Annotated in this window: 15 protein-coding genes; 1 reads left to right on the forward strand and 14 read right to left on the reverse strand. The window is 46.6% G+C overall.

The window, feature by feature from the left end; translation table 11 throughout:
- Positions 1-5 precede the first annotated feature (5 nt).
- The 13 genes from AC07UV_RS18995 to AC07UV_RS19055 all read right to left on the reverse strand — a co-directional run bounded on the left by AC07UV_RS18995 (position 6) and on the right by AC07UV_RS19055 (position 23,834).
- Positions 6-1,868 carry a RagB/SusD family nutrient uptake outer membrane protein gene (locus tag AC07UV_RS18995; RefSeq protein WP_495184892.1) on the reverse strand — a complete coding sequence of 621 codons (1,863 nt, stop codon included), beginning with the start codon at positions 1,866-1,868 and terminating at the stop codon, positions 6-8.
- 1 nt (position 1,869) lies between these two features.
- Positions 1,870-4,992, reverse strand: a complete 3,123-nt coding sequence (locus AC07UV_RS19000; RefSeq protein ID WP_495184893.1) for a SusC/RagA family TonB-linked outer membrane protein — start codon at positions 4,990-4,992, stop codon at positions 1,870-1,872.
- A gap of 246 nt (positions 4,993-5,238) precedes the next feature.
- Positions 5,239-9,210: a two-component regulator propeller domain-containing protein gene (locus AC07UV_RS19005; protein ID WP_495184894.1), complete on the reverse strand. Its 3,972-nt coding sequence runs from the start codon at positions 9,208-9,210 to the stop codon at positions 5,239-5,241.
- A gap of 33 nt (positions 9,211-9,243) precedes the next feature.
- The gene (locus tag AC07UV_RS19010; protein ID WP_495184895.1) at positions 9,244-11,217 is read right to left on the reverse strand and encodes a glycoside hydrolase family 97 protein; all 1,974 of its coding nucleotides are present in this window, start codon (positions 11,215-11,217) and stop codon (positions 9,244-9,246) included.
- Positions 11,218-11,222: 5 nt separating this feature from the next.
- The gene (locus tag AC07UV_RS19015; RefSeq protein WP_495184896.1) at positions 11,223-12,245 is read right to left on the reverse strand and encodes a glycoside hydrolase family 43 protein; all 1,023 of its coding nucleotides are present in this window, start codon (positions 12,243-12,245) and stop codon (positions 11,223-11,225) included.
- A 6-nt stretch (positions 12,246-12,251) separates the two neighbouring features.
- Complete coding sequence (locus AC07UV_RS19020) at positions 12,252-13,304, reverse strand: glycoside hydrolase family 43 protein (RefSeq protein ID WP_495184897.1); 1,053 nt, start codon at positions 13,302-13,304, stop codon at positions 12,252-12,254.
- Between the two features lie 18 nt (positions 13,305-13,322).
- Positions 13,323-15,287, reverse strand: coding sequence for an alpha-L-arabinofuranosidase family protein (locus tag AC07UV_RS19025; protein WP_495184898.1), 1,965 nt, complete (start codon positions 15,285-15,287; stop codon positions 13,323-13,325).
- A 25-nt stretch (positions 15,288-15,312) separates the two neighbouring features.
- Positions 15,313-16,857 carry an alpha-N-arabinofuranosidase gene (locus tag AC07UV_RS19030; protein ID WP_495184899.1) on the reverse strand — a complete coding sequence of 515 codons (1,545 nt, stop codon included), beginning with the start codon at positions 16,855-16,857 and terminating at the stop codon, positions 15,313-15,315.
- A gap of 10 nt (positions 16,858-16,867) precedes the next feature.
- Positions 16,868-18,016: an aldose epimerase family protein gene (locus AC07UV_RS19035; RefSeq protein WP_495184900.1), complete on the reverse strand. Its 1,149-nt coding sequence runs from the start codon at positions 18,014-18,016 to the stop codon at positions 16,868-16,870.
- 101 nt (positions 18,017-18,117) lie between these two features.
- Positions 18,118-19,818: a sodium:solute symporter family transporter gene (locus AC07UV_RS19040; RefSeq protein ID WP_495184914.1), complete on the reverse strand. Its 1,701-nt coding sequence runs from the start codon at positions 19,816-19,818 to the stop codon at positions 18,118-18,120.
- A gap of 73 nt (positions 19,819-19,891) precedes the next feature.
- Entirely contained in the window at positions 19,892-21,394 is a 1,503-nt protein-coding gene (gene araA / locus AC07UV_RS19045; RefSeq protein ID WP_495184901.1) for an L-arabinose isomerase, read from the reverse strand.
- A gap of 42 nt (positions 21,395-21,436) precedes the next feature.
- On the reverse strand, positions 21,437-22,138 hold the full coding sequence (locus AC07UV_RS19050) for an L-ribulose-5-phosphate 4-epimerase (protein WP_495184902.1): 702 nt from the start codon (positions 22,136-22,138) through the stop codon (positions 21,437-21,439).
- Between the two features lie 7 nt (positions 22,139-22,145).
- The gene (locus AC07UV_RS19055) at positions 22,146-23,834 is read right to left on the reverse strand and encodes a ribulokinase (protein WP_495184903.1); all 1,689 of its coding nucleotides are present in this window, start codon (positions 23,832-23,834) and stop codon (positions 22,146-22,148) included.
- Positions 23,835-24,147: 313 nt separating this feature from the next.
- Here AC07UV_RS19055 and AC07UV_RS19060 point away from each other — a divergent pair, with 313 nt between their 5' ends.
- Positions 24,148-24,852 carry an NUDIX hydrolase gene (locus AC07UV_RS19060; protein WP_282254466.1) on the forward strand — a complete coding sequence of 235 codons (705 nt, stop codon included), beginning with the start codon at positions 24,148-24,150 and terminating at the stop codon, positions 24,850-24,852.
- On the opposite strand, the gene AC07UV_RS19065 is transcribed toward AC07UV_RS19060, so the two are convergent.
- Positions 24,849-25,238: a toxin-antitoxin system YwqK family antitoxin gene (locus AC07UV_RS19065; RefSeq protein ID WP_495184904.1), complete on the reverse strand. Its 390-nt coding sequence runs from the start codon at positions 25,236-25,238 to the stop codon at positions 24,849-24,851. The two genes, AC07UV_RS19060 and AC07UV_RS19065, sit on opposite strands and share 4 nt — an antisense overlap.
- Between the last annotated feature and the right edge of the window lie 48 nt (positions 25,239-25,286).

The following is a 25,286-nucleotide window of genomic DNA, read 5'->3' on the forward strand; positions in this document are numbered from 1 at the left end:
ATAATTTAATGGAATGGATTTCTAACGATTTTCGGGTTTTTATTGATGACATCCTGGCTGATGGATGCATAGTAATTGGCCATCCGGAAGAAACGGGCTCTTCGGAAACGTGCCGGTCTGACGCGTTCAAAGATAAACTTACCATCATCCACATGTCCGGGACGGGCAATACGGTAAGGATATAAGCCATAGACTACGGCATTTGTATCATTTTCAGATCCATCCCATACCAGATGCGCCATGCGCCATCTTTTGAGGTCATAAAAACGGTGGTCTTCAAATGCGAGTTCAACACGACGCTCGTTACGGATGATATCCATGGTCAGGTTGGTCACGCTGTTGACCGGAAATCCAGCACGTTCACGCAGCTTGTTCACATAGCCCGTAGCATCGGCCACCTGACCAAGTTCAAAAGCAGCTTCAGCGGCATTGAGGTATATTTCGCCTAGCCGAAACCAGGGCCACCAGTTTGCTGCCGAGGTACCGCGTGTACTGGCTGCAGGCGCATCGCTTACAAATTTCCGGATGTAGAACCCTGTATTGCTCACATCCTGCGCGTCGTACAATGGACCATCAAAACCGGTCCATAATCCGCCAGCATATTCCTTTCCGAGTTCCTCTTTTAACTGTTGCCCAAGTTGCGCAGCTGCGTGCAGTTGATATTTATTGTTGTTCCAAATTGCCACTCCGGCCTGGATACTGACCGAACGGCCGCGAAAAGCGCTACCTGGGTAAATAACCGTACCATACAGACGTGCATCTTTGTTGGCAAAAATAGCATCGATATGGGGATAGGCAACATAATTGCCATCCGTATTTTTAGTGTGTAAAGTTCCTTTACGACCATCCAGATAGTCAAAGCTCTCGACAAAACTCAGCGATGGGGAAATCGTCAACGAGGACTCATTATCCTCCGTAAGACTTCTGACAATATTGTCGTAAGCAAAGCGGTGAACTTTTAGACTGGTCGCATAATCCTTGGCGAAGATGACCTCGCGGCCTGTTTTCTTATTGAGCATATCGTAGAAATTGGCCCCTTTATCGGCATTTTCCGTATATAAGGCAAAGGGGGCGCTGATAATTTCCTTGGATGCCGCCAGTGACTTGCTGTAATAGGCCGAAGCCATATTCGCGGGAATACCCACTTCTCCACCGGCAGTTGTTATTGGCGAAGCCATGAGGTTATTATACTTGGCGATGGATGCCGCATATAACATGGCGCGGCTTTCGAGCGCCAATGCAGCGTATTTATTCGCTCTTGTTTTGCTGGCGTTGTTTGCCGCCAGGTCTTCTTTGATCTCCTCCAGCTCTTGGTAGATAAAATCATAGACCTCATGTTCCTTGGAGCGGGCCACTTGCAAAGGCGTTGGATCCCCGCTGAAATCATAGATAAGCTGTGTCGTCACAATAGGTACACCGCCCATACGTTTGACCAGTTCAAAATATACGAAAGCACGAATAAAGCGTATTTCGGCATTATATTGCTTCCGCTGCGCATCACTCAATTGCGTACTGAATTTTGCAATATTCTCCAGCGAAAGGTTCAGGTCCCTAATCAAACCATAATCCCAATAGCGACCATAGTCATCACCGAATTGAAAATCATTGCGCCAGTTCTGGTCGCGATGGCCGGACCACATGGCGTCATCCAGTTCGGTCATTCCGCCGGTATTGAATACACCATGCAGGGTCGGCAGCCGATCATAATAGTTGGCCACCAGCGATGTCAGCAGTTTGGGATCATTCCAAAGCTGCTGATCTGTAATCAAGGTCTTTGATTCGCGATCAAACCAGTCGTCGTGATTGCAGCTGTTCAGTAAGGAAACCGCAAACATTGCAATCCCCATAGATATCAATCGTAATTTCATGTTAAAAAGTCATGTTAAATCCAACCATAAATACTTTCTGCTGCGGATATACCACTGCAGCTCGGGCTTCTATCTCAGGGTCGATCTGGAAATCCTTCACATTGTCAAAGGAAATCAGGTTCGAGGCATTAATATAGAACCGTACTTTCTCGGCCTTTAATTTTTGTATCCAGGCTTTGGGCAGGTTGTACCCGAGCTCAAGATTCCGTACACGGAGGTAGCGAACATTGGTCAGCCAAAAATCACTGTTGACGCTATTGGGGCCTGAATTGCCATTCCGGATAGCCGGGTAATATCCCGGAATCCATTCGCTATTTGGATCGTAGGGATCTTTGCGGTGCCATCGATCTTCAAGCAGATACGCCGGCGAGTTGCCCCCACCATGAAAAGCATTGCGCAGTTCATAGTCCTGAAACCAGGATTGTATTGCACCGCCAGCCAGGTCAATATTCAGGTTGATACCTTTCCAGTCCAGACCGATCCGGCCGCCAAAAGTCATCATCGGTGCCCAGCCTGTCGGATAACCAATCGGGCGTTGGTCCATGTCATTGATGATACCATCGCCATTCACATCTTTGTAGATTAGGTCGCCCGGCAATTGCGTGCGGTTATCCTGACCATCATTGTTGATGGGATGGTTACGGATTTCGTCCTCCGACTGGAACCTTCCAACCACCTGATATCCCCACCATACGCCACCCCAACGGTCTTCAATCGAGCTCCGGTATTCATTCCATGAATTGCTGAAACGCGGTTTATAGGTTTCGAGGTCACGAAAACGCGAGAAAGTCATGTTTCCACTGACAACATAATTGAGTTCGCCAACTTTATCTGTATAGGTGATAATACCCTCCGCACCATAGTATCCATTTTTACCTAAGTTTTCATTCGGCAGGTCGTATCCAATTTCGGCCGGCAACAGCACATCATAACGCTTGCCTGGATATCCTGTCCGAATAATCTTAAAGGCATCCGCCGTTAGCGTTAGTTTATTATTCAATAGAGAAACATCCATACCGATGTTGTAATTGGTGTTTTTTACCCAGGAAAGGTTTCGTACCGGCAATCCTCGGGGCTGTACACCGGGAACATAAGTACCATCTAGCACCGCACTTCCTGCCGCCCAGTTATACCCGGCCAGGTAGTCATGCATGCCCACACCTTCTTCAAGTCCCGTCTGCCCAATGGAAGCCCGCAATTTTAAATCGTTGACCACAGACTTTAAAGGTTGAAAGAAGCGCTCATCTGAGATCCGCCAACCCAAGGAGGCCCCTGGAAAAATCCCCCAGCGCTTACCGTCATAATATTTGTAGGAGCCATCATAGCGCCCCAATACTTCCAATAAATATTTTCCTTTGTAGTTGTAATTGATCCGGCCAATATAACCTGCCCGCGCTTCATAGGCCCATTCATCGCTTAAACCATTGAGTTCCGAAAGACGCAATAGTGGAATATATTTGTTGGATGGATTTGCGCCTAAAGCTTTGTACGTTCTGTCCCAATCCGAACGTTCGTAACCCAACATCCCGGCTAGACTATGATCCCCGATCTGCTTATTGTAGTCAATCTGGAATTGGGCAAACCTGGAAACAATCTCCCTGTTGGTGTCGTAGCGCCATCCGGCATCACTTCCCCCGGTCCGTTTGTATATATCGTTTTCATAACGGTACACATCATACGTATATTGAAAACCTTCAAATTTATTGTTGGTATAATTGTACGAAACAGTCCCTTTCGCCGAGAGACCAAAAGTAGTTTTGTAAGCCGCAAAGAGATTCACGTTTCCAGCAAGGTATTTATTGTCCTTGTAGCCAACAATATCGCGACTGAAAAGCGCCGGATTATAAGGAAAATCATTTGTATGGTTGATGTACTCCGGATTATCGTTGGCATAAGGCCCCACGGTCGGCCGATTTTTCATTATAGCCAATATGGATGAAAAATAACCATCCCCACCAGGTAAGCCAACATCCTGCGTGCCTTCATGCCGTGCTGAAATCTGCGTTCCTATTGTCAGCCCCTTCAGCACTTCTGCCTCCATATTCGCCTGCAAATTCGTTCGCTTGTAATTAAAGTCCTTGATCATGGCCTCTTGATTCAAATGGCCGATCGAGAGAAAATAATTGGATTTTTGGCTTCCGCCGGTAATATTTGCATTGATATAACTTTGCGGAATATTTTTACGGATCACCATATCGTAATAGTCATAACCTTGGTAACCTGGTTCGGTCCCTGCCTGCCATTTGGCGAGTTCCTCAGGTGTATACACTAAATTGGGATCTCGATTTACATTTTGTGCAGCCTCCACGAGGCCACGTGTATACTGTTTGGCATTTGCCATTTTCGGAAAGCGTGTCAGATTCTGCCAGCCTCGGTAACCATTGAGGTTGATCTTTGCACGATCCCCCTTCGCGCCTTTCTTGGTGGTGATCAGCACCACACCTTTGGAGGCGCGAAAGCCATACACCGCGGCTGCCGCATCCTTCAGGATAGAAATACTTTCGATATCCTCCAGGTTGAGCGCATTAAATATATCCGCACCGGAGCCGTTCTGCGTGCCTACCCAGTCTGTTCCTTCCTGACCACCATAGGCCACCCCGTCAATTACGTAAAGAGGCGAACCCATATTGCGAATTTCAATGGACGCTCCGCGGCCAGGGCGGGCATCTTTTGCCCTTACTGAAATACCCTGCACCTTACCGGCCAGTGCACCAGCAGTCGTTGTCGACGAAGAACGTACAATATCGTCAGACTTGATGTTGCTAACGGCACCGGTAATATTGCGTTTAGATTGTTTGCCATACCCAACGACCACAACATCTTCTAATACGTGGTCGTCGTTTTCCAGTTGAATTTTCAGGTTTTTCGTCCCATTTAATGGAACACGGTACGTTTTGTATCCCACAAAGGATACCATAAGAATTCCTTTGTCAGCATGCAGTTCAAAATTCCCCGTTTTGTCGGTGGAGGTTCCCTTGCCGCCACCTTCAATAACAACGCTAGCACCTACGATAGGTTCATTCGCTTTGTTAAAAACTTGCCCCGTAATCTTCTCTTGGGCATATACCAGTGTTGGCACAACGCTCAACATGGTATAAAGAGAAACAATCTTTAGGTTGTTCATAAATTTTAATACTTATTAATAGTAAATAATAAAATCCAGCTGGTAAAGACAGTAAGAATATACTGCCCTGTTCTCGTCCCGCATGTAGATTTATAATTGGATTAACTGTCCAAACTTAGCCGTTTTTGATTGCGCAGAACGTATACAAATCCGTCAATTAGCATACAATTTTTGGTCAAAAACAGTCTTTTTTGGTGTTCTAGGTTATTTTTTTGGTTCGCTGGACTGAATGCTTTAAATCTATTTTTAATTCCCTTGTACCTGTAATTTCAGATCAGATTTTTGAAATGCTGAAGGCAGCTGTCCAAACTCTTCTTTAAAACATTGCCGAAAATAGATGACACTGTTGATACCGACCAGAAAGGATACTTCGGTGACGTTGTATTTACCTGTTTTCAGTAAGTCTGCCGCTTTATGAATCCGTATCTTACGAACGAGCTGATTGATATTTTTACCGGTGATTCCCTTGAGTTTCCGATAAAGTGTGGATTGGCTCATATTCATTTTTTCTGCCAATGCTGCCGCATCCAGCAGCTCATCCTGCATGTGCTGTTCAACGATCGCAATAAAATCGCGTACAAATTCATTTTCGCGGAACCAGACATCCTGCGTATCTTTTTGCTCCCGATGATGTTCGGGGTTATTGTGAAGTGGCTTGGTCCTTCCTAGCAAATTTTGTATCCGTTTGTGCAGCAGCTGCGTGCTAACAGGCTTGACCAGATAAGAATCTATGCCCAGGTCATAACCACGTTGTCTATCCATATCTGTATCTTTTGCGGTCAGCAACAGTAAGGGAATGGAACTCGTACAAGCCGTCTGCTTTAGTTTTTCGACTAGCTGAAAGCCATCCAGTTCAGGCATCATAATGTCGCTTATGATCAAGTCCGGCATTCTTGCGCTTGCGAGCTCAAATGCTATTGCGCCGTTTTCGGCTAGCAAAACATCATATTGCTGCGATAGACTGTCGCCCAGATAGGCACGTAATTCTGGATTGTCTTCAACAAATAAGATGAGGCTACGCTGCCTGGCCAATGTTGATTCTGCTTCTTTCGGACTGACTTTGCTCATCCGAAATCTAACCGTAAACACCGTACCCATCCCCAGCGTGCTCTGCACATCAATCTGTCCCTGATGAATGGCAACAAGCTCCTTCACCAAGGCTAGGCCTATGCCAGTACCATGAATACCGGTCTTTGGGATCTGGTAGAATTTCTCAAAAATGCGGTCGATCTCCGGCGCCGGTATTCCACAGCCCGTATCCGTCACCGTGAGTACCGCCCAATGGTTTATATCGGAGCCCTCGTAATGTAAATGCAACTTAATGGAGCCCGCAGCCGTATATTTATAGGCATTTGAAAGTAAGTTATCGACGATAAGTTGTACGATCTCCGGATCAAATAGCGTTCTTACATCTGCTTCGGGCAAGTCGGCAAGCAATGCTAATCCGGGTTTGTTATTTAACGCTTTATATTTATGGACGAGATCGGTGAGCATCTCCGCCAAAGATCCGGCTTCCAACACAAGGGGCTTAAACTGAGATTCTACTTTCCTGAATTCAAGGAGCTGGTTGACCAGGTTAAAAAGGCGACTGGCGCTTTGCTGAACGGTCTGCACAAGCCCCCGGTGCCTAGCATTTAACTGCTCTTCATGCGCCAGATCATCCAGCGGGCCTAGGATCAGGGTCAGTGGCGTACGCAGTTCATGTGTCATGTGCGTATAGAAACTCATGCGTTCGTTGTAGAGTTCTTCCTCCTGTTTATGCTTTCTGTCTTTAAATTTAAGCTCGGCTTCGGCATGCATCCGCTTGATGTAAAAGAAAACTAAGGTGTAGATAAACAGTAAAACAATTAATGCATAGGCGATCTTTGCGGGTAGACTCAGGTAAAAAGGAGCTGCAATTTTGATCTTCAGCCGCAGCAATGTTGGCGACCATTGCCCATTTTTCATGCGCGTGCGGATCAAAAGATCATGGTCACCATAGGGAATATTACGAAAATCCAGGTTTGTCTCCGTTCCCAAAAAAATCCAGTCGTTGTTAAATCCCTGCAACTGATAACCAAACTCTACGAGACCGTTTAGGGCATAGTCCATCACGGCGAGCTCAACGCGAAAACTGTTTTCGTCATGCCTGAGTTCCACCTCCTGGGTTGGGCCGGGATATTTATCCAATTGCCTGTTGGACTCCCCAGATTGAAACACCGTAAAGCGACCGATGCGCACGGGCGATACGGGCAAGTTCAAAGGTAAATTACCCGGTTCAAAAGAACATACACCCTCTTGCATTCCGAAAAACAAACGCCCTTGGCTATTTTTTCCTACACTTCCATTGATAAAACCACCTAAAGGAAGGCCGAAATGTTCGTCATACTGCAAAAAACGTTTTTCTTGCGGTACATAGCGCAGCATGCCCGATTTTGTGGAACACCAGATATTTCCATACTGGTCCTCTGCCAGGGCATTTGTAAATAGCCAGGCGCCTTCTCCCGGCGGGGTCAATAGGGTCAGATCACCTATTTTCTGCTGCGCCCGCTGCATCGCCACACCCTCATTGGTCGCGATCCAAATCGTATTGTTGCGGTCGCGTAGCAGGTGGTTGATGGTGTTATTGCGCAGGCCGTTGCCCCGGTTCATTTTTCGGATCAGTTTCCGATGCTGGTCAAATACATATAAACCCTGTCCGTAAGTACCCACCCAGATATTATGCTGTTCATCTTCCACAATTGCCCTTGGCGCGTAGTCTCCTAGCATAGGCTTATTGATCAACAACTTCTGCACCGTTCTATCCAGCGGATTATAAATAAACAGTCCTTGCTGGGCAGCGATCCAGATAAAGCCCTGGTGATCTTCGTAAATCGTGCGGACGTCAGTCACCTGCTCTCCCAAAAAGACATCCTGCCAACGATCTGATCCCTTATATTTTACCGCCACCCCGCCCTTTCTCAGGCCCAGCCAGATCTGCTGCTTCTGATCCTTGAAAGCCGAAAGGATAAAATCATCCGGAGCGCCGCTTTTGCTGTTCAATTGCCGCAACAGCCTACCTTTCTGATCGGTATCCACTATTCCGGAGCCTTCCGTAGTCAAGCTCATGGTCCTATTTTCATTTTCATAGATCCCACTGACGGTTGCCAGGCGTTCTGATAATACCCCTTCGGCCGGGAAAAAATCAGAGAATGGCTTTAGGTGACTGATGACCCCCAGGCCACCACCATATAATGCCAACCATACGTTGCCGAATCGATCAGGCGCAATATGTTGGACCATCGCATTATTTCCTTTTCCCAAATCAACAGCATGCTGTTGCCTGAAACCTGCTACCTGACTGTCATAGCCATAGTCTGGCTTCAAGATAAAAAGCTGTGAAGATTCCGCACCTATCCATAACTTGTCATCAATTTCCTTGATGGAATATACGAAGGGTTCGGTCTTGCCTTTTGCGAGCCTGGCCAAAGGGATGAACTGAAGTCGCCCCGTTAAAGGATGGTAAACTGCCAGGCCCTTGCGGGTGCCGATCCAGATATTATCATAGCGGTCGCAAAAAAGCGCTTTCACTTCATTATCGGGCAAGCGATAGTCCGAATTTAAGCTTGTCAATTGTCTGACCGAGCGGCGGACCGGATCCAATATCGTGAGTCCCGCATTCACATGACCGATGTAGAGGGTACGTCTTTTATCTTCGGCCAGGGACCAAATGCTATTTTCGGGAAGCTGTGGCAGATTCTTCTTATTGATCGGCGTGAATACTTTTTTTTGAGGGTCAAAATGCTGAACCCCCTGATGATAAGTTGCCAGCCACATCGTGCCGTCCTTACTTTTGATTAGATCGGTGATATCGTTCGTAGCAATGGATTTCGGATTTTTAGGATCGTGCAGGTAATAGGTAAACGTATTGCTGTTCAAGTCAAGCACATTCAGGCCATTGGAGCGTGTGCCGATATAGAGCTTTCGATCGTCAAATAGAAGCGTGTTGATCTCGTTGCTATTGAGCGAAAGGCCATCCTGGCTTTCGGATGCATAATAGGATTTAAAGGATTTTCCAGCGAATCTATTTAAGCCCAATTCTGTCGCCACCCAGGTAAAGCCCTCGTCATCATGTACAATATCCAGCACCTGCTGGTTGCTCAACCCATCCTGCAAAGAAAAGAAACGAGCCTGCTTGGGCTGCGCAAACAACAGTGTGCACTGGCATACAAAGGCCCACAAAATCAATCTATTTTTCATAGCTTAAGTCCAAAAAAGGCAAAACTAAAACAACTACTTTCCAATCAATATGGCTCCACCACCCGGTTGTAAAATCACTTTGACGGTTTTCTCTCTGCTTAGGCGTATCGTTTTCTGCTCCGACCCGCGCGACTTATTATCCCCGATGTATTGCACAACTTTTTCAGAAAGCATCGGCAGAGCCACCTCAATAGTCTTTTCCTTCCCTTCGGCATTCACTGCAGCGATATACCACTGCTCTTTTTTGCGTCTCGCCAGCACCACATATTTTCCGGGATAACCATCCACAAACCGCGTCTCATCCCAAACAGTGGGAACCTGCTTCATAAAGTCTATGACATGCGCGGGCATATCCAGTAGATTGTTGGGTGTCAAACCAAAATTTTGTACCGGAGTCTGGAACAATACCGCCGTTGCCAGCTGAAATGTTTCCGTTGTCTTACGGGTCGTCCCGCCATTGTTTTCACGATTATGCCGTTTGTTGAGCAGCACAGGGCCAAAATCCATTGCCCCTACAGCATTACGTATAAAGGGGTGCAAAGTCGCATTGAAAGCTTCGTTATCGTTGGCATCCTGTGTAAAGATGAAGTTCTCAGAGGCCAATACCGCTTCACTTCCCACGAAGTTAGGATACATGCGTTCCCAACCACGGGGCAAGGTACATCCATGGAAGATCACGGTCAGCCCATACTCATTTGCATCAGCAAGAATATCTTCATACAGCTGCAATGTTTGCTGTTTGTCACCACCAAAAAAATCGACTTTTATTCCCTTGATTCCAATGGACTGCATCCAGGCCATTTCCTTTTTACGCGCGATGGCCGTATTCATCCGATTTTTAGGCGTCTGTGGTGCGTCGTTCCAATACCCGTTGGAGTTGTACCAAAGACAGAGCCCCACCGCTTTCTTTTGGCCATAGGCCACAAGCTCTTCGATTTTACGGTGCCCGATCTGCTTGTCCCACCAATTGTCCACCAGGACAAATTCGTAACCCAAAGCAGCGGAAAGGTCGATAAATTTCTTCTGATCTTCGAAATTGATACTTCCGTCCTGCCACTCCAGCCAGCTCCAGGTGGCGCGTCCAAAGGTATAAGGCTTACTTGCGGCGTACTGTGGTTCGACCACATCAAAAGGAACCGTGGTTTCCACAATAGGTTTTAACGTACTGCCCACAGTGATTGTGCGCCATGGTGTAAAGCCCGGTAGCGCCAGCGTTGGCCCCCGGTCGCCAATGCCATTATTTTCACCTTGCTCGGGAAAGGCAATTTTATAAAAACCCGATTTTGTGCCTTCACTGAGCTTGGTGCCACAGTAACTGCCATTCGATCCAGTTTCCGAAAGTAGTACCCAACCCCGGGAACCGACATGAAACAGCGCCGGAAAAGTGTAACCAACGCCATATTGCGAAGGTACGCCCATCGCCTGATCCGGTACATAAGCTTCTTCATAGCTCGGTTTTGTTTTCTTCCAGCCGATCATCGGTGTAGCTTGCGCGGTCAGAAAGGTGGTGGTTGAAGCGGGAAATTTAAAGCCGCTCATTTCTTCCTCGACCCGAAAATTTGCGGGTTCACCCTCCTGCGGAATACCATAGCGGAATGCAATATCATTATTGCTGACCCTAAAAATCACTACAAGCCGCTGTTTTAAGTTATTCTCCAATGTACACAGCAGTTCATTTGCCTGATAATGTACCAGCCTACGTTTGATTTTAGGTTCCTCATACGTTTGGTCAATTGCCCGGCTGTCCGAGGCCAGCAAATGCAGATTACTGGCAAGATCCACCTTGTCGCCCCGCAAACCCAAAGGCGATCGTTCTAACATCTCCTGCCCTGCCAGGTTCACGCGATAATAAAGCTTGCCCTCCACTAACGATAAGTTTACCTCCAATTTTCCGTCCGGTCCGGCTACCCGCAATTCTTGTGCACGCAAGCCTGAAAACAGCAGCATTAACAATGCGCCAAGAGCGATTCGTTTCTTTATGGTAGATAAATACCACTTATATTTCATACACATCATCGCGCTATTTCATTAAAAGGTCCTTCGCTTGTCATATTGATCCGTTTTATGGTACCATCGGCACGATATTCCAGGGTGTCAATACAGATCGATCGGCTATAGCTTCCTCCATCCGTATTGATGCCCCCATTATGGTAGATAAAATACCATTGATCCTTAAAGTTGACAATGGCCTGGTGGTTCGTATTGCTATTTCCGGCAATCTCGTTTAACAGGCCTTTGTAGGTATATGGTCCTGCGATATGATCAGCCATGGCATAAGCAATTTTCTCGGGGAATCCCGTTGCATAACTCAGGTAGTATTTACCTTGATATTGATGCAGCCAAGGCGCTTCGGTAAACTCGAAGCCATCGAACTTAAGCTGTTTGACCTCTCCGTCAATTTCCAGCATATTATCTTTCAGTTTGGCATAATAACATTCGCGATTGCCCCAGAATATCCAGGCCTGCCCGTCATTGTCTATATGTACCGCGGGATCAATGCAAGCCCAGGCATGGGTGGAGGCAAAACAATCCTTGTTGGTCAGGAGCGGTTTCCCCAGTGCATCCCGGTAAGGTCCTTCAGGCCGGTCGGCCACAGCAACGCCGATACCCGACCAATTAGTACTGATGTACCAGTAATATTTACCGTTGCGCTCCACGGCATGCCCAGCAAAAGCATCACCACTTTTGGCCCAGGCGAAATCCGAAATTTTCATGGGTACAGGGTATTCAACCCAATTTTTCATATCCGTAGTTGAGTATACCAACCAATCTTTCATCTTATAGCCTTTCTGCCCACCCGCCAAGTCATGCCCTGCAAAAAGCCACAGTGTATCACCTTTGACCAGCGCCGCGGGATCAGCGGTATAATGATGCTTGATGATGGGGTTTCCCTGCGCCACAAAGTGATACCTCTCCCCCGGTTCCAGTTTTTTCCCGACAGGTAAGGATTCAGTCCCCACTGTCTGCGCAGTGGCTGTAACTGTCCCAGCCAATAGCGAGGAACAGATCAATAAAAGTTTTCTTAATCGTTTCATGAATTTCTATTTTCTTGTAACCGGCATGTCCAGCTGCCAATGCTGCGCCAGACGATCCGCCTCCCTCTTTGTCAGTGAAATAACGGCTCCGTGTTTGGGTGACGAAAAATTGGTCGTCTTCATTTTTCCTTCATTAAACCTGCCCAGATTGACGAAATTTTTAAAATCTGAGGTTTCACTAAAGCCGAAATTATGCGGTGAAATGCCATAGATATCGTACATCAATATCCACTTTTGCTCGCCATTTTTCTTCCATACATGCGGGGCCTCACAGGCTGCTTTTTCTGGATCATACTCCCTATCATCATACCGATAAGGACCAGCGGGGTGGCTGGCAGTAGCCTGCTTAATCCCGGGTATATCATCATGTGCAACATAAAATAAATGGTACCTGTCGCCTACGCGTGTGATATCCCCATCGATATAGTTTTTATTTACTTTGGGATACTGAAAAAGCAACTGTGGCTCGTTTTCCAAAGCGGTAAAATCGGTATTCATATACCCATAATACAAGCGGTTCAGGCCATTTCCAAAACGCATGGTGAAATAAATCATCAGCTTGCCTACACCTTCATCATAAATCAGTTGGGGAGCCCATATTGCACCGACATTTTCCCAGCCATTGAATAGCTGGTCCAGTCGAAGCTCAAGGTGGCTCCAATGGATCAGATCAGCGGATTTCATCAGTACAATACCACGGTTATTGCCCCAGCCAAATTCCTTGCCATCCCTTTCCCATTCCTGGCTACGATAGCCCTGCTTCTGGCCGTAGATATGCAAGTCGGTCATCACCATATAAAAAAGACCATCCGGGCCACGTAAGATGTAAGGATCGCGAATCCCTTTTTGTTGGGCAATGCTGTCGCCTGCGATAATCGGCTGTCCTTTGTTTATATCCGTAAAGGAATAACCATCCTTGCTGAGTGCAAAGTAAAGACCGTGGCTCTCATCCTTAAAATAAACCATTAAATAAGCCGACAGAGCAGATTCCTTTACCTGAGCATGTAAGCCGTGGATAGCATTCAACAAAAAGACAAAGCCGATAAAGATATTTTTCATGGGTTTATAAACTAGCTACTATTTGGTTTGAAGTTTAATCAGGGTAAATGAATATGGAGCGAGACTATCTGTAAGTGTCTTGCCCTTAAACCTAATATCCGTTTGCTTTGGCTGTATATTCAGTGGCTCCTCTATGCTGTTGCTGACATTCAGATCCTTGCTGGCGAGGCTGATTTTCTGGGCAACCTGTGTAAATTTTCTGTCGGTCGCAATGGCAAAACGCAAAGGCATCGGCTCGCTGTTGTAATTGACTATTTTGATCAGCAGTTCCTTTGTATTTTGGTCGTATACCGCAGAAGCGTACAAACTATCCCTTCCGGCAACCAGCTGGCCATCCCGGTTGACGGGAATAATATCCGAGCCTTTGTGGGTAGAATATAATTTCTGCACCTGATAGCTAGGTGTTCCGTAAACCTGAAGATTATCCACCCAGATCAAATCCGGGGACCATTGCCAACCATCCACATGTCCGAATAAGGGCGCATAAGATGCCATCTCAACCACATCGCCGTTGCGTTCAAGGCCAGTCATAAATGCCGCTTCGGAAAGCGCAGCCTCCCAGGTGCTTTTTCCGGGGCCATTGGGTCTTGTGGTATGTGAGGCATATTCACCTGCGAAAATCTTAGCACCCTTGCGATCATAATTGTCGTAACGGCTGGCACTGGACAGGAACCAGGATGGTGGTCGGTAGTAATGTTCATCGATGATGTCAATATTCATCGCCCGCAGCTTGTCGTCAAGAAATTCAAAACGCTCACCTTCAGGATCCGTCCCTGAACTTGCTATAATCGCGATTTCGGGATGCTTTGCATTTAACGCTTTCTTGAAGACTGCTAGCCGTTCAATATATTGAGGACCCCAGTTTTCGTTGCCTACACCGATCATCTTGAGCTTAAACGGTTGGGGATGGCCCATATCCGCACGTAGTTTACCCCATTTGGTCGCTGTTGATCCATTTGCAAATTCAATCAGATCCAGCGCATCCTGTACATATTCGTCGAGTTGGTCCATCGGCACCAGTTCGCCACTGTTGAACTGACAGGCCATACCGCAATTGAGAATCGGAACCGGGGCCGCACCAATATCTTCAGCCAATAAGAAATACTCATAAAATCCAAGTCCAAATGTCTGAAAATAGTCCGGCGTCAAACGGTGGCTAAATTCCGTGTTCCAGCGATTGATGATCAATTCGCGTTCATCAATTGGACCCACGGTTTTTTTCCACTGGAACCTGTTGGCCAGATCCCTTCCCTCGACAATACAGCCGCCGGGGAAGCGGATAAAACCAGGCTTCATATCCGCTAGCATCTGCACCATATCTTTACGCAGTCCCTTCGGCCGCCCCTTCCAGGTATCGAGTGGAAATAGCGATAGCATATCGACATCCACTGTCCCCTCACCCGTAAACCATATCTTAAGTTTTGCTTTACCCGTCGTGGCCGTAGCCTGCAGTCTCAGCGCAGTCTCGGTCCATGCTGCTGTGGCATGTAGTGGCCTTTGCGCTTCAGCGATCAGCTGGTCCCCTTCGTCCAGCAACGCCACATGGATATTCATTGTGGAGCTATTGCTTCTATGCTGCAGACTGAATTCATACGTAGCACCCGCTTTGATGCCCATGCCCCGAAAGCCCTCATTTTGTAAACCCAGCTTGCTGCCAGCACTATTCGTTAATCTTATATACCGCTTATTGCCTTTGCGTTGCTGATCATTAAGCAAGAGGTAAGCCCCCTCAGTAGAAGCATGTTCCAGTTTTTTCCAGCCCATCCAGGGGTTGTCAAATTCAAAGGATCTATTTTTGACCAGCTCGGCATAGATCCCACCATCCGCCCCCAGGTTGATATCTTCAAAAAACACACCCCACATATGCGGTGATATCTTGCCGTTAGGTTTATCCAGTTGTATATTCAATTCAACCGGCAACTGTGCGCTTGCCGAAGCCGCCAGGCCCGTTACCAAGAGCAACATTGAAATCTTTTTTTTCATCCGTCTAATTTGATTCATCGCAATTTTAATTAAGCTCCAATACAATCACGGAAAATGCCGGGATCTCTATATCTACAAGCCCATTTTGAACCTTCGCCTTGTTATAGGCCGTGGGTACAATTTTTGTTGGCACCTTGAATGAGTTGTAATCCTGCAGCTTGTTGGCGTGCAAGATTCTTCCGGTGACTTTCGAAGCTTTTAGTTCGCCCAGGTCCACACGAATCCGGTTTGCTTTTTTAGGATCAATATTGACGAGGGAAATATGTACGCGCCCTTGCGCATCCTGTGATGCCGACGCAGATACCGCCGGAATTTTCTCGTCGTTAAATTCAAAATCTGTCGATTGCAATGTAATCGGGATCAATTTCGCATCCTGATGCACCTTATACATCTCCATGACATGATAAGTCGGTGTCAGCACCATGCTTTTACCTTCTGTCAAGATCACAGCCTGCAATACATTGACCGCTTGAGCAAGGTTGGCCATTTTCACACGTCGGGCGTGATTATTGAAAATATTGAGGGTCATTCCTGCAATCATGGCATCGCGCATGGTATTTTGTTGATACAGAAAGCCTGGATTTGTCCCCGGTTCGACTTCATACCAGCCACCCCATTCATCCACGATCAGATCAATATTTCCTTTGGGATCATATTTGTCCATGATGGCGATATTCTTCTCGACCAGTTCATTCATAAACCAGGCGGACTTCATGGTTTTAAAATATTCTGCTTCCGAAAAATCTGTTGCTGAACCTTTTTTGTCCCAATTGATCACCGCGTAATGATGCAGCCCCATCCCTTTCATCAAGCTACCGGGAATATTTTTAAGGAGCGTTTCCGTCCAGTTATAATCTGCACTGTTTGCACCCGAGGCAATTCGGTACAAACCGCCGCCATTGGTCCAGTCCGACATAAAGGTGGCATACTTGCGGTAGATATCCGTATAGTAATCTACGGTCATATTGCCACCGCAGCCCCATGATTCATTTCCTACCCCCCAGAATTTCACCTTCCAGGGTTCTTGGCGCCCATTCTTGCGCCGCCAGTCCGACATGGGACTTTTGCCAGCAAAATTTACATATTGCACCCAGTCGGCAAGCTCCTGCACCTCGCCACTGCCCACATTTCCGGCCAGATACGGTTCAGCCCCGAGCAGCTCGCACATGTTCAGAAAATCATGGGTGCCAAATGAATTGTCCTCGGTCACGCCACCCCACCAATTGTTCACCATGGTAGGACGCTGCGCCTTAGGACCGATTCCATCTTTCCAATGGTACGTATCCGCAAAACAGCCACCGGGCCAACGCAGGTTGGGGATATTCAGGTTCTTGAGGGCCTGGATGACATCCGTCCGTACACCATTGGCATGCGGTATCGAATCATTCTTTTCCCCCACATAAAATCCATCGTAAATACAGCGCCCCAGGTGTTCGGCAAAATGGCCGTAAATATGTCTGCTGATCGTGAATTCCTGCGCCGAACGTTCCAGCTTCATGCTACTCTGCCCATGGATCACTCCACTGATCAGCATAAAAGCAATTCCTAGTTTTAAATTTAGTTTCATCATAAAGAGAATATTATTTCACCGTAAAACGATATGCTGTTTTCGAACTATACTTTTCGCCGGGTTTTAATACCGTTGATGCGAAATTGGGGTGGTTTGGCGCATCCGGAAAATGCTGCGTTTCGAGGCAGAAAGCCGAGCGGAAAGGATAGCTTTTTCCGGCTTTTCCCTTCGGATCATCCGCCGCCATAAAATTGCCGCTGTAGAACTGAAGCCCCGGTTCGGTCGTGAAAATCTCCATTTGAATACCCGTTTTAGGAGCGTATACACTGGCAACTTTCTCAAAGCCCGTTTTCTTATCGAGCTCAAAATTATGGTCATAGCCCTTTCCGATCTTCAGCTGCGCGTTCTCATCCTCAATATGGGCACCCACGAGCCGTGGTTTTGTAAAATCAAATGCCGTACCTGACACAGGCAAGCTTTTTCCTGTTGGAATCAGCGCGTTGTCCACTTCAGTGATCGCTTTGGCATCAATCTGCAGCTCATGATCCAATATAGAAGGATCACCGGCACCATTGAGGTTAAAATAAGCGTGATTGGTCAGATTTAAAACAGTTTCCTTATCCGTCGTTGCCTGATAGGCGATGTCCAGACCACCGTTTTCTTCCAGTGTATAAGTGACTTGCATCTTGACCGTTCCCGGATATCCAGCCTCCTGATCTGGAGATGTATACGCCAAGGTAATTGAAGTATCGGTATTGCTGACCACATCCCACACTTTGTTGTATACCCCATTGGTACCACCGTGAAGAGATTGCTCACCATCATTTTTTTCCAGCGAATAAGACGTACCGTTCAGTGCAAAAGTAGCTTTACCGATACGGTTACCATAACGCCCGACTATCGCGCCGTAAAAATTATCCGAGTTGTCCTTATATTCTTTCGCCGAATCGTAACCCAAAATCACGTCAGTCATTTTTCCATTCTTTTCGGGAACGCTAAGACTAACCAAACGTGCACCATAATTTGTTAGCGTCAGGGCTAGTTTATTGTTTTTCAAGAGGAATAAACGGACATCCTTTTCATCTATCCGGCTATCAAAAGCAGGGCTTGCGGCGGTATCCAGCCCAGCATGCTGCGGATTATTTTTGGTTGCATTGGATTGGCACCCGTAGGTTAATAAAGTACAGGCTAGCAAGCCAATAATCATTTTATCTTTCATCAATTATTCAGGTCTTTATTCCATCTTTCCGATGGATTTTCTCCTCGTCAACCCAGGAGAAGATGTATAAATGGGTTAATTATTCAACAGTATACCTTATCCTACCAAAAACGAACATAAATTGCGGTTACCATCAATAGCGTTACCACGATCAGCGCAAGTACCGATGGCTCCACTTTAAACATTGACCGATCCAAGGCAAATGCTTTTGGATTGATTTTCGGGCCGAATAAACTGACGCCGATCATGGCCAACATGGTAAAGGCAAATGCCAGTCCCATACAGATCTGGAAAGGGATCTCATAAATGCCCGCTTTATTTGGGTAAGCCGTATAGATCCATGTTTCGGGACCAAATACCTTCGTTGCGAACTCATTAAAAAATACCGACAGGGCGAAACCCAAGATCAGGCCGGTGATCGCCGCTGCACCGGTTGTTCTTTTCCAGAACATCCCCAGTAAAAACATCGCGAAAACGCCGGGACTGATAAATCCCGTGTACTTTTGGATAAATGTAAATCCACCGGCGCCCCCGATTCCCAGGCTGTCATTCCAGGTAAATAATACCGAAAGTAAAATCGAAACAACGATCGTGATCTTGCCCACCCACACCATCTTTGTTTCGCTTGCATCCTTGCGGATGTATTTCTTATAGATGTCGAGGGTAAAGATCGTTGCGATGCTGTTTGCCTTTCCCGCCAATCCAGCTACAATGGCTGCTGTAAGGGCGGCCAGGGCAAGCCCCTTCATTCCATTGGGCAGGTAACCCAATATCGCTGAATACGCATTATCTGCATGGAATACGCCGCCGGGAGCCATCTCCTGCTGCAAGGCCCCATTTTTATAGAGGACATAAGCGGCAATCCCTGGGAGCATCACAATGATGGGCATGAACAGCTTGAGAAAACCCGCGAAAAGGATTCCTGTGCGCGCGGTCTTTAGATCGGCACCCAAGGCCCGTTGCGTGATATACTGATTGCAGCCCCAGTAATTGAGGTTGACGATCCATCTCCCTGCCAAGTACATTCCTACTCCCGGCAGCATCAGATACTTATTGATTTCCTCCTGACTGGCCCCGGCCCCCGGTTTGTCCACAAACAGGTTAAAATGATCCGGAGCGTCTTCCATCAGCTTATTAAATCCAGCAAGCACATCCTTACCCAATCCAAAATGCTCACTCACCAGAGTCAGCGCGACATAAGTCGTCGCGATACCACCGACAATCAATACCACCACCTGGATGACATCGGTAAAGCCAATAACACGCATTCCACCAAGCGTAATGATGACAGCAAATACGGCGAGGGCAACGGTGATGGTATGGAAACTGTCCCCACCACCGGCCATGCTCGAAATTGCTATGGCACCCAGATATAAAATCGATGTGAGATTGACAAATACATATAAAAACAGCCAGAAAATAGCCATGATCAAGCTGGTCGTCTCGTTGTAGCGATTATTTAAAAATTGAGGCATCGTGAATATCTTGTTTTTCAGATACACTGGTATAAACCATACCGCCACAATGATGAGTGCGACTGCAGCGATCAATTCATAGGCCGCCACTGCAATGCCCACTTCAAATCCATTACCACTCATACCAATAAACTGTTCCGCTGAAATATTCGATGCAATCAAGGAAGAACCGATTGCCCACCAGGTCAATGAACCTTCGGCCAAAAAATAATCCTTGCTACTGCTTAAGCTATTGTTTTTTTGACGATAGATATAATAACCATATCCCGCCACAATGAAGAAGTAAACCACGAAGATAACGTAGTCTACCATTGCAAATTTTTCCATATTTTCCCTAATTGGTTGTATTGCTAAGCGACCTTCGGATAGCATTCAGCTACCCGAAGGTCACTAGTCCGTATTATTTACCAAGTAAATAATACAGGTCATTCCATTTCAATTGATTTTCGAGTTTGGCCACCGTGGTATCCTCGTCGATCAGTATATACTCTATTCCGGCCATCCGGGCAAAATCTTGCAGGTATTCCGGTGTTAAGCATAAGCTATACGCCGTATGATGCGCTCCACCGGCAAGGATCCAGGCACTGCAGCCCGTCTTCATATCCGGAAGAGGCTTCCACAGCACACGTGCAACGGGAAGATTTGGCAGTTCGGCCTGCACCTCAACACCCAATACCTTATTGACGATCAAACGGAAATGTGTTCCCATATCCACAAGCGAGGCATTCAATGCATCGCCAGATTGGCCATTGAAAACCAGCCGTGCAGGATCTGCTTTGCCACCGATCCCCAATGGGTGAACCTCAATACGTGGTTTTCCGACAGCCAGTGCAGGGTCTACCTCCAGCATATGCGAGCCCAACACCATGGCATCCTGCGGGTCAAAATGATAGGTGTAATCCTCCATAAAGGCGGTGGTTCCAGCCAAACCCGCTCCCATCACCTTACATGCCCTTACCAATGCCGGCGTCTTCCAGTCCCCTTCACCTGCAAAGCCGTAACCTTCAGCCATCAGACGTTGTACCGCCAGTCCCGGAAGCTGAACCATCCCGTGCAGATCCTCAAAGGTATCCGTAAAGCCCTTAAAGTTTCCCTGTTTCAAAAACTTCCGCAGCCCCACCTCAATCTTAGCCGCCTCAATGAGATTATCATGGAATTCAGCACCCGCCTTCACATTATCCGCCAGTTCATAATTGGCCTCATACTCCGCTAGCAAAGCATTGATTTCATCGGCCGTACTGGCGTTGATGACCTCGACCAGATCGCCGACGGCATAGGTATTGACCGAAAAACCAAATTGTGTTTCGGCTTCAACCTTGTCGCCATCCGTCACCGCGACGTAGCGCATATTATCTCCGAAGCGTGCAAATTTGGCTCCCTGCCAATCATGCCAACCCGCTGCCGCCCGGCACCAGACATTGATCCGCTGGAGCACTTCGGTATCCTGCCAATGCCCTGTGACGACTTTCCGTCCTATTTTGAGGCGGCTGACGATATGTCCAAATTCACGGTCACCATGTGCACTCTGATTTAAATTCATAAAATCCATATCAATGCCACTCCATGGAATATCGCGGTTGTACTGTGTATGGAGATGTAGCAACGGCTTTTGCAATGCCTTTAAACCCCGTATCCACATTTTCGCCGGCGAAAATGTATGCATCCAGGTGATGATACCGATACAATTTGCGGTGCTATTTGCAGCCGTTAGCGTCGCATAGATTTCATCCGTATTTTTTACGATCGGTTTATACTTCACCGTTACCGGAATCAGGGTCTGGGCATTCAGATAATGTGCAATTTCTTCCGCATGTGCTGCGACCTGTTTCAATGTTTCTTCACCGTATAGATCCTGGCTGCCAACGACAAACCAGACCTCGAGTTCTTTTAAATTGATATTCATTTTTCAATATTAGTTTCGTTATAGATTTTGTCAAGCAGCAGGCTACTGGCCATAGTAGGCATTTGTACCGTGCTTGCGCTCGTAATGTTTTTTGATCAATGCCGGCTTCAACCGTCGAGCATTGGGGGTAATCTGCTCGGTCAGCCAGGCCATTTTGGCCACCTGTTCCAATACGGCACTGTTGTAGACAGACTTCATTCCATCCTTACCCCAGGCAAATGGTGCATGATTTCCGACAAGGATCATTTCCACCTCCCTATAATCCAGTTGCTGCTGATTGAAGTGATTGATGATCTGAAAGCCCGTCTCATGCTCATAGTTGCCAGCGATCATCTCATCATCCATCGGCGGCGCGCAGGGAATATCCGATGTTAAGTGGTCGGCATGCGTCGTTCCGAAAATGGGTATATCCCTTTGGCTTTGCGCCCAGGCAGTGGCATATGTAGAATGGGTATGGGTGATGCCACCGATATCCGGCCAATGTTTATACAGTACCGCATGTGTCTTTGTATCCGAGGAAGGCCTAAGCTTGCCTTCGATTACCTGTCCGTCAAAGTCCACCACCACCATCAGATCGGGAGACAATTCTTCGTAGGGCACACCACTGGGTTTAATCGCAAAAACACCCTGCTGACGGTCGACAACACTCACATTTCCAAAGGTAAAAAGCACAAGTCCCAACTGCGGCAGCTGCATATTGCAGCGATAAGCCTCTTCTTTAATTGAATTATACATACTACTCATTTTGTGGTTAAACAGTAACAGGCAGAGATACACTACTTTCTACAAAAGCACCGAGGGCTTTGTATTTTTCATAACGTTCGGCATAGCGGGGCACCCATTTTTCCTCCGGTTCGTATGTGCATTCAAAGCCCTGTCCCATGGCTTTCATGGCATCCTCTACCCGATCATATAATCCAGCAGCGGTGGCCGCAAACATGGCCGCACCAAGTGCACAGGTCTGCTCGCTTTTATGGATACGGATCGGCATATTCATTACATTGGCCATCATCTGCATGATAAAAGGCGATTTTTTGGCGACACCACCAAGCCCGATCAGCCCCTTTATGGGGATCCCCTGATCCACAAAGCGCTCCACGATCGCTTTGGCGCCAAAGCAGGTCGCCTCGGCAATCGCCCTGAAGATCGCCGGAGCATCGGTACCGAGCTGCAATCCCATGATTGCAGCTTTGAGCGACTGATCCGCATCTGGAGTTCGACGGCCATTGAGCCAGTCCACCGCCAGTTCCGAATCCGCAGTTAGCGGCAATTTGTTCGCCTTTTCACTTAATCGCAACAACAATTTTTCCTCCAGTGTCGCCAGCATGTTTTCACGCATCGTATCGCTAAGCCCCTCTAGTTCAGGTATCAGATTGTATGTTGGCCATAAGAGCAACTGCTTCAACCAGGCATAGGCATCTCCAAAAGCAGACTGACCAGCCTCCATGCCTATCATTCCGGGGATAATGGAACCGTCCACCTGACCACAGATACCCTTTACCAATACACCCTCCACCTCTTCTTTTGGAGCAACCAGCATATCGCAGGTGGATGTTCCCATGACTTTGCTCAGATAATAAGGTTCAATCTGCCCACCTACGGCACCCATGTGGCAATCGAATGCACCCACACCAACGACAACGGAGGTAGAAAGACCTAAACGCTCTGCCCATTCTGGGGAAAGGTGACCCGCCGGCCTATCCGAAGTATAGGTTTCGGAAAACAAGCGATCAACAAAGCCGTCCAACAAGGGGTCAATACCGGCGAAGAATGCATTGGGTGGCAGGCCACCAAACTCAGCGGCCCATAGCGACTTGTGCCCAACAGCGCAAACGCTTCGCTTAATGGCGCTAGCCTGTTTTCCACCAGTAAGCAAAAAAGGAATATAATCACAGTGTTCCACCCAGCTAAATGTTGCTTGGCGCACCTGCATATCTACTCTAACGATATGGAGCAGTTTGGCCCAGAACCACTCCGAAGAATAAACGCCGCCTACGTATTTCAGGTAATCAACAGCGTAGCCTTGGTTGTATCGATTGATCTCTTTGGCCTCCTTGACCGCGGTATGATCTTTCCAGAGGATGAACATAGCATTGGGATTGTCCTTGAACTCCGGCAGTAATGCCAGCGGCACCCCCGCTTCATTCACAGCGACCGGTGTGGAACCCGTAGTGTCCACCGAAATTGCTTTCACCAGCTCTCCCATATTTTGTATCCCGGATTTTTGTAAACAATCTTTTACAGTAGCTTCCAGGCCCTCGATGTAATCCAGGGGGTGCTGTCTAAACTGGCTGAGCGCAGCATCGCAAAACTCACCCCTTTTCCAACGCGGATAATAAAATACGGAAGACGAAATCTCCGACCCACAACTTGCATCAACCAAGACTGAACGAACAGAATCGCTCCCGTAATCCACCCCGATGACATATGATTTACTCATTTTAACTGAATTTGGTTTATAATCTATAATTCGATTTAAAGCTTACTTTTTGGTGTTTGTCCAGCTGGATAATTGGCCTAAAAATAATTAGTGTCAAATTAACATTTATTTTTTTAAATATGAAAGAAAATTTTCATATTTAAAAAATTGAACTATCTTCATCTCATCGAAATAAGATAAATCCAAGGGTGATAGGTATAGGGTAATTACAGATGTCTAAAACGGCAGAGCGCATTGTACCGTACATTTGTTCAGCTATTTAGGTTTATCAAAAAAAATAGATCAAGTCAAAAGAGAGACAAAACAATAGATAATGGAATATTATAGAGAAGACTCAGCAATCCTTTTAGCGGTAGACTGTATTATATTTGGATTTAATGGCGAATCCCTGCAGGTATTATTGATAAAACGCGATTTTGAGCCGGAGCGGAACAAATGGAGTTTGATGGGAGGTTTTGTTCAACCGGACGAAAGTCCTGAACTAGCTGCCAGCAGGGTATTAAATAAACTGACGGGACTTGAAAATGTATACATGGAGCAATGCAGTGTCTTTGGTGATCCAAAACGTGAGCCCAATAGCCGGGTTGTCAGTATCTGTTATTTTGCGCTGATAGATACGCAAAAATATACACATATTTTAAGCGAGGAATATGAGGCACAATGGTTTCCATTGCAAAACTATCCAACTTTAATATTTGATCACGACCAGATGATTGCTTCGGCACAGCAGCGACTGCGGATGAAAGCAGCGCTCTATCCTATTCTGTTTGAATTATTGCCAGAGAAATTTACCATTCCCCAGATTGCAGCCTTATACGAGGGGGTATATAATATCGAATTTGATAAACGCAATTTTAGCCGCAAGCTGCTTTCCTCTGATCTCATTATCAAATTGGAAGAAAAGGACAAAGAAAATTCCAAGAAAGGCGCTTTTTATTTTAAATTGAATACAGCCATCTACAAGGAAAAAATCATGTCATTTTTGCGCTATTTACCAAGCTGGTTTCCCGAAAACTAATCCGGGAAAAACCGGAGATCGCTAATAGGTTTTATTTTACCATTTTGAAAAAAAATCCGTTTGCGGATGGCCCCTTCCTCCGTATAATAAATCCATTCGCCTTCTTTTAGGTTGTTTTTATATAAACCTTTTTCTGCCAACTTCCTATTTCTAAAAACTTTGGCCTCGCCATTTTTAAGACCATCTATAAATGACTCGTAGTTGGTTTGGTAACGGTTAAATTTTATCGCATATCTACCATTTAACGGCTCGCCAGTTTTCTTTATACAGGTTTTGTCAGTAGCATCAACATATTCCGTTTCTTCCAGGTCAATATCAATCCATGTTTGTGCGGAACAGATATTGACCAGAGCTAAAAAGAATAATAAATGGACAATTCTACTCATGATTCAACGTTTAGTTACAGTTCAAATTTAGCTGCAAAACCAATAGAA

The organism is Sphingobacterium sp. GW821-FHT03E03, assembly GCF_059420745.1.